At 69.9% G+C, this 12,010-nt stretch carries 14 protein-coding genes; 2 read left to right on the top strand and 12 right to left on the bottom strand.

Features of this window, described 5'->3' with window-relative positions; genetic code table 11:
• Nucleotides 1-255: 255 nt before the first annotated feature.
• The gene (locus ACYVF3_RS10880; protein ID WP_461154097.1) at nt 256-909 is read right to left on the bottom strand and encodes a YdcF family protein; all 654 of its coding nucleotides are present in this window, start codon (nt 907-909) and stop codon (nt 256-258) included.
• 89 nt (nt 910-998) lie between these two features.
• On the bottom strand, nt 999-2,384 hold the full coding sequence (locus tag ACYVF3_RS10885; protein ID WP_461154098.1) for a glycine--tRNA ligase: 1,386 nt from the start codon (nt 2,382-2,384) through the stop codon (nt 999-1,001).
• Nucleotides 2,385-2,578: 194 nt separating this feature from the next.
• On the opposite strand from ACYVF3_RS10885, the gene ACYVF3_RS10890 reads away from it, so the two are divergent.
• Nucleotides 2,579-3,025, top strand: a complete 447-nt coding sequence (locus ACYVF3_RS10890) for an ArsR/SmtB family transcription factor (protein ID WP_461154099.1) — start codon at nt 2,579-2,581, stop codon at nt 3,023-3,025.
• Nucleotides 3,022-3,447 carry a Fur family transcriptional regulator gene (locus tag ACYVF3_RS10895; RefSeq protein ID WP_461154100.1) on the top strand — a complete coding sequence of 142 codons (426 nt, stop codon included), beginning with the start codon at nt 3,022-3,024 and terminating at the stop codon, nt 3,445-3,447. Before ACYVF3_RS10890 ends, ACYVF3_RS10895 begins: the two co-directional genes overlap by 4 nt.
• 199 nt (nt 3,448-3,646) lie before the next feature.
• Here the strand turns inward: ACYVF3_RS10895 and ACYVF3_RS10900 are convergent, their stop codons facing one another.
• The 10 genes from ACYVF3_RS10900 to ACYVF3_RS10945 all read right to left on the bottom strand — a co-directional run bounded on the left by ACYVF3_RS10900 (nt 3,647) and on the right by ACYVF3_RS10945 (nt 12,006).
• Nucleotides 3,647-4,348, bottom strand: a complete 702-nt coding sequence (locus ACYVF3_RS10900) for a TIGR03943 family putative permease subunit (protein ID WP_461154101.1) — start codon at nt 4,346-4,348, stop codon at nt 3,647-3,649.
• Nucleotides 4,348-5,292, bottom strand: coding sequence for a permease (locus ACYVF3_RS10905; protein ID WP_461154128.1), 945 nt, complete (start codon nt 5,290-5,292; stop codon nt 4,348-4,350). Before ACYVF3_RS10905 ends, ACYVF3_RS10900 begins: the two co-directional genes overlap by 1 nt.
• Before the next feature lie 258 nt (nt 5,293-5,550).
• On the bottom strand, nt 5,551-5,976 hold the full coding sequence (locus tag ACYVF3_RS10910) for a hypothetical protein (protein WP_145745515.1): 426 nt from the start codon (nt 5,974-5,976) through the stop codon (nt 5,551-5,553).
• A gap of 3 nt (nt 5,977-5,979) precedes the next feature.
• The gene (locus ACYVF3_RS10915) at nt 5,980-6,810 is read right to left on the bottom strand and encodes an isoprenyl transferase (protein ID WP_145745514.1); all 831 of its coding nucleotides are present in this window, start codon (nt 6,808-6,810) and stop codon (nt 5,980-5,982) included.
• Nucleotides 6,811-6,871: 61 nt separating this feature from the next.
• Nucleotides 6,872-7,684: a DNA repair protein RecO gene (recO, locus tag ACYVF3_RS10920; protein WP_461154102.1), complete on the bottom strand. Its 813-nt coding sequence runs from the start codon at nt 7,682-7,684 to the stop codon at nt 6,872-6,874.
• 286 nt (nt 7,685-7,970) lie between these two features.
• Nucleotides 7,971-8,351 carry a DUF2752 domain-containing protein gene (locus tag ACYVF3_RS10925; protein ID WP_461154103.1) on the bottom strand — a complete coding sequence of 127 codons (381 nt, stop codon included), beginning with the start codon at nt 8,349-8,351 and terminating at the stop codon, nt 7,971-7,973.
• A 63-nt stretch (nt 8,352-8,414) separates the two neighbouring features.
• Nucleotides 8,415-9,158, bottom strand: coding sequence for an RDD family protein (locus tag ACYVF3_RS10930; protein ID WP_461154104.1), 744 nt, complete (start codon nt 9,156-9,158; stop codon nt 8,415-8,417).
• 120 nt (nt 9,159-9,278) lie between these two features.
• On the bottom strand, nt 9,279-10,184 hold the full coding sequence (gene era / locus ACYVF3_RS10935) for a GTPase Era (RefSeq protein ID WP_461154105.1): 906 nt from the start codon (nt 10,182-10,184) through the stop codon (nt 9,279-9,281).
• A gap of 141 nt (nt 10,185-10,325) precedes the next feature.
• Nucleotides 10,326-10,691: a cytidine deaminase gene (locus tag ACYVF3_RS10940; RefSeq protein WP_461154106.1), complete on the bottom strand. Its 366-nt coding sequence runs from the start codon at nt 10,689-10,691 to the stop codon at nt 10,326-10,328.
• On the bottom strand, nt 10,684-12,006 hold the full coding sequence (locus ACYVF3_RS10945; RefSeq protein WP_461154107.1) for a hemolysin family protein: 1,323 nt from the start codon (nt 12,004-12,006) through the stop codon (nt 10,684-10,686). Before ACYVF3_RS10945 ends, ACYVF3_RS10940 begins: the two co-directional genes overlap by 8 nt.
• Nucleotides 12,007-12,010 lie beyond the last annotated feature (4 nt).

Raw genomic sequence — 12,010 nt, forward strand, 5'->3', positions numbered from 1 at the left:
TAAGGGGTCGTTTCAGAATGCGGCGGAGCCGTTGTTTCAGGTGTGGGACTCAGCTGGCACCGCCGCGGGTTCTCACACGTCGTCTGGCGAGTACGCCGCGACGCCGTGTATTGGCATACATCAGGAGTGGCGCACGGAGTCCAGACGGCGTGTGAGGTTCCGCTACCCGCACCGCCAAGCAAGGTGATTCTGCAACGACCCCTAAAACTGGGAGCTGCTGAGGACGGCGACGCGGGGCGGAGGTCGGAGCGGCGGTCAGCCGAGGCCGTCGCCGTTGAGCTCTGCCGGGGCGTGGGTGAGGCGGTAGAACAGCAGTGCGCCCGTCTCGCGGACGATGTACTTCATCTGGATCTCGCGGGTCTGCACGACCGGACCGGAGCGAGCCGGCGACGCCCAGGACTCGAGGCCCATGTCGTTGGCCATCGTCCGGGCCCGCAGCGAGTGCCAGGGGTCGCTGACGATCAGCGCGCTGTCCCAGCGGCGCTGATCGGCCAGGTCCGAGACCGCCTGCATGCTGCCGAGGGTGTCGGTGCCGACGTCGACCTCGACGATCTTGTCGCGCGGCACGCCGTTCTCCACCAGCCAGTTCTTGCCTGCCTGGGCTTCGGTGTAGGCATCGCCGGCCTTGCGACCGCCGACGGTGACGATGTAGTCGGTCAGCCCGTCCTCGTAGAGCCCCAAGGCCTGCACCAGGCGCGCTTCGAGCACGTCGGACGGCTTGCCGTGGTACTGCGCGGCTCCCAGCACCACCACGATGTCCACCGGCTGCCGACCGTCCGCGCGCGCCTCCTGCCACACGCGGACCGCGGTACCGCCGACCACGAGGATCGCCACCAGCAACGCGCCGACGAGGGCGCGGGAGAGGATGCGACCGGTCCGCGACCGGTGGGCGGGATGATGTGCGCTCACTCAGGCATCCTCGCAGATGGCCAACCGACCGCTACCGGGCCGGGCCCGCCTCGAAAACGCGCCCGGTGAAACGGTGTTCAACCTCGGCATCAGCAGCCGATCAGCCTGGCGCCCAGGTACTCGTCGAGCTTGTCGATGGACACCCGTTCCTGGCTCATCGTGTCCCGCTCGCGCACCGTGACGGCGTGGTCGGTGAGGCTGTCGAAGTCGACCGTCACGCAGAACGGTGTGCCGATCTCGTCCTGGCGCCGGTAGCGGCGGCCGATCGCACCGGCGTCGTCGAAGTCGACGTTCCAGTTGCGGCGCAGCATCGCCGCCACGTCGCGGGCCTTCGGCGAGAGGTCGGCGTTGCGCGACAGCGGGAGCACAGCCGCCTTGACCGGGGCGAGCCGCCGGTCGAGCTTGAGCACGACGCGCTTGTCGATCCCGCCCTTGGCGTTCGGGGCCTCGTCCTCGGTGTAGGCGTCGATCAGGAACGCCATCATCGGACGTCCCACACCGGCCGCCGGCTCGATCACGTACGGGCGGTAGCGAGAGTTGCTGGCCTGGTCGAAGTAGGTCAGGTCCACGCCCGAGTGGTTGGAGTGCGTGGTGAGGTCGAAGTCGGTGCGGTTGGCGATGCCCTCCAGCTCGCCCCACTCCTGACCACCGAAGCGGAACCGGTACTCGATGTCGACCGTCCGCTTCGAGTAGTGCGACAGCTTGTCCGCCGGGTGCTCGTACTCCCGGAGGTTGCCCGCATCCACGCCCAGGTCGGTGTACCAGCGCATCCGCTGGTCGATCCAGTACTGGTGCCACTGCTCGTCCTCGCCGGGCTCGACGAAGAACTCCATCTCCATCTGCTCGAACTCGCGGGTCCGGAAGATGAAGTTGCCGGGCGTGATCTCGTTGCGGAAGCTCTTGCCGATCTGGCCGATGCCGAACGGCGGCTTCTTGCGCGCGGTGGTCATCACGTTGGCGAAGTTGACGAAGATGCCCTGCGCGGTCTCGGGCCGCAGGTAGTGCAAGCCCTCCTCGGACTCCACGGCGCCCAGGTGGGTCTTGAGCATCATGTTGAACTCGCGCGGCTCGGTGTACTGGCCGCGGTTGCCGCAGTTCGGGCACGGGACGTCCGACAGGTCGTCCTCGGTGACCTCCTTGCCGGTGCGCTCGGAGTACTCCTCGGCGAGCTGGTCGGCGCGGAAGCGGCGGTGGCAAGAGGTGCACTCCACCAGGGGGTCGTGGAAGGCGCCGACGTGGCCGGAGGCCTCCCAGACCTGGCGCGGCAGGATCACCGAGGAGTCCAGGCCGACGACGTCGTCGCGGCCCTGGACCATGAACTTCCACCACTGGCGCTTGATGTTGTCCTTGAGCTCGACGCCGAGCGGTCCGTAGTCCCATGCCGACCGGGTACCGCCGTAGATCTCGCCGGACGGGAAGACGAATCCGCGGCGTTTGCAGAGGCTGACGATCGTGTCGATCTGGTCGGCGGGCACGTTGCACTCCGGGGGGAAATCACTGGAAACACGTCGAACCAGCTGGTCGAGCTGGAGTTTCCCAGCGTACCGATGGCGCAGCGCACGCGTTCGGGCTGGGCCGTGAGCGCTGCGGGGGCGTCCGCTCGCCGCGGGTGACCGCGACCGGCATCGACCGATCGGGGAGCTCACCCGCTACCCGTAGGATGGTGCGCGTGGAACGTCATGGCGTGGCCCCCGACCAGAGCAGCGCTCCGCGTCCGGACCGGCCGGAGGACCACGTCCACTCACCGGACCGCGACGTGCGGCCTGTGCAGGTGCGCGACCAGCGGGTCCTGCACGACGCCGGTGAGCTGCTGCGGGCGCTGGCCGCGCCGGTGCGCATCGCGATCGTGCTGCAGCTGCGCACGTCGGAGCGCTGCGTGCACGAGCTGGTGGACGCGCTCGGCGTGGCGCAGCCGCTGATCAGCCAGCACCTGCGGGTGCTGAAGTCGGCGGGCGTGGTCTACGGCGAGCGCCACGGCCGGGAGGTCATGTACCGACTGGTCGACGAGCACCTGGCGCATATCGTGGTGGATGCCGTGGCGCACGCCGACGAGATCGCCCGCGAACGGGCGGGCAGCGACGCGAACGACGGCGGACAGGAGACGGAGACAGCGTGACCACCGGCCAGGAGCCCTCCGTGGGCGTACCGGGACTGCGGGCCACCAAGCAACGGGCTGCGGTGTCGCAGCTGCTTGACCAGGTCAACGACTTCCGCTCGGCCCAGGAACTGCACGAGGAGCTGCGGCGTCAGGGCGAGGGGATCGGTCTGACGACCGTCTACCGGACGCTGCAGACGCTCGCCGACGCCGGCGAGGTCGACGTGTTGCGCACCCCCTCCGGCGAGGCCGTCTACCGCCGGTGCTCCAGCCACCACCACCATCACCTGCTGTGCAGGCACTGCGGTCGCACCGTCGAGGTCGCCGACCCGCCGGTGGAGAACTGGGCCGAGCGGATCGGGCAGGAGCACGGCTTCTCCGACGTCAGCCACACCGTGGAGATCATCGGCACCTGCCCCGACTGCGCCGCGAAGAGCCTCTAGGAACTTCTTCAGGAATGCGGCGGAGCCGCTGTTTCAGGTGTGGGACTCAGCCCGCACCGCCGCGGGTTCTGAGCGCCTTCGTGGCGAGTACGCCGCCGACGCCGTGTATTGGCATACATCAGGAGCGGCGCACGGAGTCCACGAAGGCGCTCAGGTTCCGCCACCCGCACCGTCAAGCAAAACAACTCATCAACAACTCCTAGAACTCGTAGGGCTCCGGTGGTGCGGGGATCCTCGTGATCGCCAGCGGGTCGACGGTGGGCACGTAGTCGTTGGCCTCGGTCGCCGTCCCCGGGCGGAGACGTCCGGTGATCTCGATCCAGGTATCGGCAGGCAGCTCCTCCGCGCGCGGGCTGGCGAGGTCGACCTTGACCGGGGTCGCGTCCGCAGCGCAGCAGCTGATCCGCATCCTGACCAGCTGCGTCGTCTCCGGCGTCGGGTGGACGACGAAGCCCCGCAGCCGGACGTCGCGGTGGTTCAGCGCACCGGAGTCGTCCCAGACCACGCGGGTCAGGAACTCCGACATGCTCAGCACCGGTGCCTCACCTTGCGGCAACGGTGGGAACCGGGCTTGGCTCGGGGCCGCAGGCGCGGCGGCGGCGCGATCGCGGGTGACCGAGTCCGAGCCCAGTGCGGGCGGGGCGATCAGGAAGATCGCCAGCACCGGCAGCAGCAGCATCCACGGACTGCGGGTGCCGTGCTCGTGCTGGTCCACGGCACGTCCGGCGCGGATGTCGCGCACGATGGCGAAGATCGCGAGGCCGACCATCACCAGTCCGGCCACGATCAGCCAAGGCTGCAACGAGGGCTTGACGTAGCGCAGGTAACCACCGGTCAGCGAGATCTTCAGCAGTGCACCGCCGAGCAGCACCAGCAGGATGTTCTGGGTCTCCCGCCGCATCACGCACCTCCCAGCAGCACGGCGCCGACCGCGCTCGCGCATCCGATCGCGACCAGGAACGTCGCCGGGGCGAAGCGCGCGGCGAAGCGACGGCCGAAGGCACCGGACTGCATCGCGATCAGCTTGAGGTCGACCGCGGGTCCGACCACCAGGAACACCAGCTTGGGCAGCAGCGGCAGGCCCGGCATGGAGGCGACCACGAACGCGTCGGCCTCGCTGCACAGCGCCAGCACCACCGCCAGCAGGGCCATCACCAGGACGCCGAGCAGGAGCTGCCCGCCCAGCGTCTCCAGCCACTCGGCGGGCACCAGCACGTTGAACACCGCCGAGGTCAGCCCGCCGAGCACCAGGAATCCGCCGGCTTCCACCAGGTCGTGGCGCGCGGACTCGGCGAACACCGCCCACCTGCCGCCTCCGGTCTGGTGCGACTCGACGCGCCGCAGCGCTCGCTCGGCGAGCCACTCGGCCCGGCCGAGCCGCGACCACAGCCAGCCCATCACGCAGGCGGTGAGCAGCGACCCCGAGAAGCGGGCCGGCACCATCCACAGGTCACCGGGGAAGGCCACGGCGGTGGAGACCAGGACGACCGGGTTCACCGCCGGCGCGGCCAGCAGGAACGCGAGCGCGGCCGAGGGCGCGATGCCCTGCTGCATGAGCCGTCGCGCGACCGGCACCGAGGCGCACTCGCACCCCGGCAGGGCGACACCGGCCAACCCGGCGACCGGCACTGCCGCGCCCTCCCGCACCGGCAGGGCGCGGCGCAGCACACCGGGTGGCACGAACGCCGCGATCAGCCCGCTGACCAGCACGCCGAACACGAGGAAGGGCATGGCCTGCACGCACACCGCCACGAACACCGTCGAGCCGGTGCGCAGCGCGGGCACGTCCAGGATCGCGGTCAACTTCGGCTGGAAGAGCACGGCGAGGACCAGCACCCCGCACATCACCTCCAGCGAGGTGATCGCGGGACGGCGCGTCCGCTGCGGCTCGGCGATCTCGGTCACGAGCGCAATCGTGCCAGCCCAGCGGAGGGCCCGTTCGTCACGTGCGGGCCCGAGCGTTGAAACCGCAGTTCAGATCAGGTTCCAACACACCGGAACATCACTCGGGCGGGTGCGGTGACGCGGTTGTGGCCATCACTGGACCGACTCGATCACGTCCAGTCATGGCCAGAACCGCGGGCGAGAACCGGCGAACTCCGATCAGATCGAGCCCTCGGACTCGGCGAGGAGCTCCGAGCGCAGCTGCGACGCCGTGGCGACGACCAGCATCAGCAGGGTGCCCAGCGGCGCCGGGTCCATGCCCTCCGCCGGGAACGCGTAGCGCAGGGTCACGTCCACGCCGCGTTCGGTGCGGACCACGCCGAGCGTGCCGAACAGGCCCTGACCGGCACGTTCCGCGACCGACTGCGCCAGCTCGTCACCGGCGGGCAGGTCCCACGCGACGACGCAGGTCAAGCTGAGCACCGTGAGGCCCTCGGCCAGCTGCATCGCCTGAACCGCGCACGGCACCTCGGAGTGCCGGAACGTCAGCGCACCGTCGTCGTCGACGTGCACGTCGTGGTAGTTCTCGAGCGCTTCCTTCGCCGCGGTCATCAACCGCGCGGTGGTTGCGGCCTCTTGGGTCATCAATTAGCCCTCCTGGGCCGACGTGGCTGTCGCCGACCGATCGATTGCGCCGCCGAAGCGGCGGTCCCGGCGCGCGTACTGCTCGCACGCCTGCCAGAAGTGCGTGCGATCGACGTCGGGGAACAGCGTGTCCTGGAAGACCATCTCGGCGTAGGCCGACTGCCAGAGCAGGAAGTTCGACGTCCGCTGCTCACCCGACGGCCGGATGAACAGGTCCACGTCCGGCATCTCCGGCTGGTAGGTGTACTTGGCGATCGTGCGCTCGTCCACCCGTTCCGGGTTGATCTTCCCGGCGGCCGCCAGTCGCGCGATCTCCCGCGCGGCGTCACCGACCTCCGCCCGACCACCGTAGTTCACGCACATGGTGAGGTTGAGGACTTCGTTGCCAGCGGTTCGAACCTCGGCGGCCTGCAAGGTGTTGACCACGCTCCGCCACAGCTTCGGCTTGCGGCCCGACCAGCGGACTCGCACGCCCATCTCGTCGAGCTCGTCGACGCGCCGCGCGATCACGTCCCGGTTGAAGCCCATCAGGAAGCGCACCTCCTCGGGGCTGCGCTTCCAGTTCTCGGTGGAGAACGCGTACAGCGAAAGCCACTTCACGCCGAGCTCGATGGCTCCCTTGGCCAGTTCGAGCACCACGGCCTCGCCGCGCTTGTGGCCCTCGACGCGCGGTAGCCCGCGCTCGTTGGCCCAACGACCGTTGCCGTCCATCACCACAGCGACGTGGTTGGGCACGAACTCCGCCGGCAACGCCGGTGGCTTGGCCCCCGAGGAGAGCGGCTCAGGTGCCCGAACGGTCGGGTCGTCCTTGCCTCGCCCGCGGCGTCGCAACATATCCAGGTTCTCCTTCGGCGTGCTCGACGTGCGCGGCCATTGTCCCGGTCGAGCTCGATCATCAGTTCAGCGGCTGCCCGCTCCCGTCCTCCGCAGCCCCGACCAGCGCCGCTTCCGAGGCCCGTTCGCGGATCAGCTCGGGCACGGTCCGCTCCACCAGCGGCAGGGACCGAAGCTGCCGCTCCATGTACCACTGCAGGTGCGCGGCGACCAGGCCGCTGGCCTCCCGGCGGACGGGCCCGGCTGCTGCTTCGGCGGCGTCCCAGTCACCGTGCAGCATCGCCTCCATCAGCGGCAACGTCAGCGCCGACGGACGGACCGACCCGGCGGGCCTGCACGTCGTGCACACCGCTCCCCCGGCCTGGACGTTGAACGCCGCGTGCGGTCCCGCCTGACCGCACCGGGCGCACTCGACCAGGGCGGGCGCCCAGCCGGCGAAGGACATCGCCCGCAGCAGGAAGGCGTCGAGCACCTGGGAGGAGTCGCGGTCCCGGCCGGACAGGGCGCGCAGGGCTCCGACCGCGAGCAGGTAGAGGCGCAGCACCGGCTCGCCTTCCTCGGCGGCCAGCCGGTCGACGGTCTCCAGCACCGCGCAGGCAGCGGTGTAGCGCTGGTAGTCCTCGACGATCTGCACTCCGAAGGCGTCGACCGTCTGCACCTGGGTGATGACGTCGAGCGTGCGTCCGGTGTAGAGCTGCACGTCGACGTGGCAGAACGGCTCGACCCGCGCGCCGAAGCGGGAGGTCGTGCGGCGAACGCCCTTGGCGACCGCGCGCACCTTGCCGTAGCGCCGGGTCAACAGCGTGATGATCCGGTCCGCCTCGCCCAGCTTCTGCACCCGCAGCACGACCGCGGTATCCCGGTAGAGGCTCACCGGTCCATTTTCGCACTTCGGCCCGACGAGGGGCCCGGACGTCCTCGGGAGACGCGGCACGGCCGCGCCGACGGCCTAGGAGTTGTTGAGGAATGCGGCAGAGCCGCTGTTCCATGTGCGGGACTCAGCCCGCACCGCCGCGGGTTCGCCAGCACCTTCGTGGCGAGGACAAACGGGGAGTCCGTGTGGGTGGGGAAGTTTTCATGAAAACTTCCCCACCCACCCACACGACATGCATCAGGTCCCGCTACCCGCACCGCCACGCGAAGCAACTCCTCAACAGCCCCTAGAGGCGGAGGGCCGGGACGGTGTTGCGGAGCAGGACCCAGGCCGCGGTCACGGCCAGCGCGACCTGCGGCGTCCAGCGCCATCGGGTCCAGGTCGGCAGTCGGCGGGCGAGGCGGCCGGCGACCCAGACCGCCCAGGCCCAGGCCAGCAGCGGGAGGACCAGCAGGGCGAAGGCGTTGTGGTGCAGGGCGGCGGGCAGGTCGCCGTGCAGCAGGCTGAAGATCATCCGGGTACCGCCGCATCCCGGGCAGTCGAACCCGGTCAGCAGCTTGATCGGGCACGGCGGCAGCGGAAACCCGGATTCCGATGCGGGATTCGCCGCCAGCACGAGCGCGGCGCCCGCGCAGCCGACGAGCACCGTCGCCGCGGGCAGGCGCATCCGGTGGAGAAAAGACGATGCCGGTGCGGGTCGTCCCGCACCGGCATCGACGTCAGTCAAGGCTCACCACTGCTGCGGCGGCTGCTGGCCGTAGCCGGGCTGCTGCGGGGGCTGGAAGCCACCCGGAGCCTGCGGCGGCTGCGGGCCCTGCTGCCCCTCCGGAACGGTGACCACGACGGTCTTCATGATCTTGTCCGCCCAGGTCTGCTTCTTCTCGTCCCACGTCGGCGAGAGCCAGCCGATGGGCAGACCGCAGATCGCCGAGTCGACGACGTGGCAGATCTGACGCAAGAAGGCGCTGCCGAAGCCGATGGGCTGACCGGTGTGCTCGCTGACCGTCTTGATCTTGGCGAACTTCTGGCCCAGCGTCTGACCGGTCGTGCCGCGCCGGTAGGCGGTGTTCCAGATGGTGAACACGAGCACGGCGATGTAGAGCACGCCGGCGATGATCGCGACGGTGATCCCGGCGGTCGCCACCGTGTCCGTGTCACCGGAGCTGGCGGCGCCACCGACGACCAGGCCGGAGATGACGTACATGATGATGACGACGGCCATCGGGATCGCGCCGTCGATCAGGTAGCCCAGCGCACGGGTGCCCCACTCGGCCAGCTGCCCGGCCGGGTGCGCGCCCGGCGCGCCGTAGGGCTGCGGCGGGTACTGCTGCGGGTAGCCCTGCTGCTGCGCGTACGGCTGCTGGGGCTGGGGCCCCGACGGGGGACCGAAGGGCTGCTGAGGCTGCGGGCCCGAAGGCGGGCCGCCGTAGGGCTGCTGCGGACCGGACGGCGGGCCGCCGTAGGGGTAGTTCACGACAGAGTCCTTCTCCAGGGTTATTCGGAAGTTTCCGGCCCGCTGCGAGGCCGACCGGAAACGTAACTCAGACGTTCGACCGTCGTGAGCGGTTCCGAAAAACCAACGTGGAAAAAGTGATCAGAACCCCAGCTTGCGGAGTTGCTTGGGATCGCGCTGCCAGTCCTTGGCGATCTTGACGTGCAGATCGAGGTAGATCTTGCTGCCCAGCAGCGCCTGGATCTGCCTGCGCGCCTGAGAACCCACCGCGCGCAGGCGCTCTCCGCCCCGGCCGATGACGATCGCCTTCTGGCTGGAGCGCTCGACGTAGATCAGCGCGTGCACGTCGATCAGGTCGTCACGGCCTTCGCGCGGGTTCATCTCCTCGACGGTGACCGCCAGCGAGTGCGGGAGTTCGTCGCGCACGCCTTCGAGCGCGGCCTCGCGGATCAGCTCGGCGATCAGCGTCGACTCCGGCTCGTCGGTCAGCTCGCCGTCCGGGTAGAGCTGCGGACCTTCGGGCATCTGCGAGACGAGCACGTCGGAGAGCTCGTCGACCTGGAAGGAGTCCTTGGCCGAAACCGGGATCAGCTCGGCGAAATCCATCACTTCCTGCAGCGCCAGCAGCTGCTCGGCCACCTGCTGCTTGGGAACGAGGTCGGTCTTGGTGACGACGCCGATCACGGGGGTGCGACGAGCGACCTTCTTGAGCTGCTCGGCGATGAACCGGTCCCCGGGACCCACCTTCTCGTCGGCGGGCACGCACAGGCCGACGACGTCCACTTCGGACCAGGTCTCGTAGACCAGGTCGTTGAGCCTGCGGCCGAGCAGCGTGCGCGGGCGGTGCAGTCCGGGGGTGTCGACGATGATCAGCTGGGCGTCGGGGCGGTGCACGATGCCGCGGATCGCGTGCCGGGTCGTCTGGGGCTTGCTGGAGGTGATCGCCACCTTCGTTCCGACCAGTCGATTCGTCAGCGTCGACTTGCCGGCGTTGGGTCGGCCGACGAAGCAGGCGAATCCGGAACGGTGGGCATCTTGGGAGGTCACCGCCCCATTGTGACGTCTCCTCGTCCCGGCCTGCTCACCACCCACCGCACGGCCCGGCCGGAGCTCCCCGACCGGATCTCCGCGAAAAATCGCCGACCCGGTATGCGCGGAGCTCCGGGTCCCGAATGCCGTTGGGGTGCGTCAGTCGGCGATGAGGCCTTGGACTTCGCCCTTGCCGTCGGCGCGCAGGACCGGTGCGTTCTTGGTCATGTCGTGAGCAGCGGCGACCGAGGCGTGGTCGAGGGCGTCGGCGTCGGTGACGACCGCGGCCGCCTCCAGGCCTTCGGCTCCGCTGGAGACCGCTGCGGCGACCGCGGCCTGCAAGGCCGTGAGGTTCAGGGAGGGCAGGGCGATCGTGGTGGCCGCGTACGTGCGGCCATCGGTGTCGCGGACCGCCGCGCCTTCGGCGGCGCCGTTGCGGGCGCGGGAGGAACGCGCGAGCGTGACGATCTTGGCGTCCTCCGGGTCGAGCTCCTGCGGTGCCGCCTTCTCGACGTGCTCAGCCACGGCTGCTGCTTCCCTCCTGGTCGGCACCGCGCAGCGGTGCTTGGTCGGTGTTCACCCGGTGGACCAGCAGCGCGTTGATGCGGATCCGTCCCCGGTGGTCCTTGCCGCCCTCGGCGCGCAGCCGCAGACCGGCGATCTCGGTCTCGGCCCCCGGCAGCGGAACGCGGCCCAGCCGCTGCGCCAGCAGCCCGCCGACGGTCTCCACGTCCGAGTCGTCGAGCTCGACGTCGAACAGCTCGCCCAGGTCCTCGACCGGGAGCCGGGAGCTGACCCGGACCACGCCGTCGTCGAGGTGCTCGACCGGGCGGTGCTCCTCGCGGTCGGACTCGTCGGTGATCTCCCCGACGATCTCCTCCACGATGTCCTCGATGGTCAGCAGGCCCGCGGTGCCGCCGTACTCGTCGACCGCGATGGCCAGGTGCTCGCGGGAGATCTGCATCTCGCGCAGCAGCTCGTCGCACCGCTTCATGTCCGGCACGAACGTGGCGGGCCGCATCAGCTCCTCCACGGCAGGCCCGGAGGCGGTGGTGGCCTCCAGCACGATCCGGGTGAGGTCCTTGAGCGTCACCAGGCCGACGATGTCGTCGACGCTGTCCCCGATCACCGGGATCCGGGAGAGCCCCGAGCGCAGGCACAGGGCGAGCGCCTGCCGGGCGGACTTGTCGTGCTCGATCCAGATGATCTCGGTGCGCGGCACCATCACCTCGCGGGCGAGGGTGTCGCCGAGCTCGAAGACCGAGTGGATCATCTCCCGCTCTCCGGCGGCCACGACACCGCGCTCACCTGCCAGGTCGACCAGCTCGCGCAGCTCGACCTCGGTGGAGAACGGTCCTTCGCGGAACCCCTTGCCGGGGGTGATCATGTTGCCGATCAGGATCAGCAGCCTGGTCAGCGGGTTCAGCAGCCGGGCCAGCACGCGGACGGGAGCGGCGACCTTCAGCCCGATGCTGTACGGGTGCTGGCGGCCGAGCGTGCGCGGGCCGACGCCGACCAGGACGTACGAGGCCACCAGCATGATCAGCACCGCGATGACCAGCGCCCACGTCTCCGAATCCGCGATCCGCAGCGCCATGACCGTGACCAGCACGGTCGCGCCCATCTCGCAGGTGAGCCGGAGCAGGAGCAGCAGGTTGACGTGCCTCGGCCGGTCGCCGAGCAGCAGGACCAGCTGCTTGGCCCCCGTGCGGCCCTGGCGGGCGAGGTCTTCGGCACGCGCGTGCGATGCCACGGTGATGGCCGCTTCCGAGGCTGCGAACACCCCGGCTGCCAGCACCAGCAGCACCGCGAGCACCAGGAACGCGGTGGAACCGGCCAACGCC

This window comes from Saccharopolyspora tripterygii (assembly GCF_054778355.1).

Excerpts from the sequence above, each read along its gene's own strand:
- ACYVF3_RS10900 (WP_461154101.1), bottom strand. The coding sequence starts at position 4,348 with ATGCGGCGGGAGACCCAGAACATCCTGCTGGTGCTGCTCGGCGGTGCA.
- ACYVF3_RS10905 (WP_461154128.1), bottom strand. The coding sequence starts at position 5,292 with ATGTGCGGGGTGCTGGTCCTCGCCGTGCTCTTCCAGCCGAAGTTGACC.
- ACYVF3_RS10910 (WP_145745515.1), bottom strand. The coding sequence starts at position 5,976 with ATGACCCAAGAGGCCGCAACCACCGCGCGGTTGATGACCGCGGCGAAG.
- ACYVF3_RS10915 (WP_145745514.1), bottom strand. The coding sequence starts at position 6,810 with ATGTTGCGACGCCGCGGGCGAGGCAAGGACGACCCGACCGTTCGGGCA.
- ACYVF3_RS10925 (WP_461154103.1), bottom strand. The coding sequence starts at position 8,351 with ATGCGCCTGCCCGCGGCGACGGTGCTCGTCGGCTGCGCGGGCGCCGCG.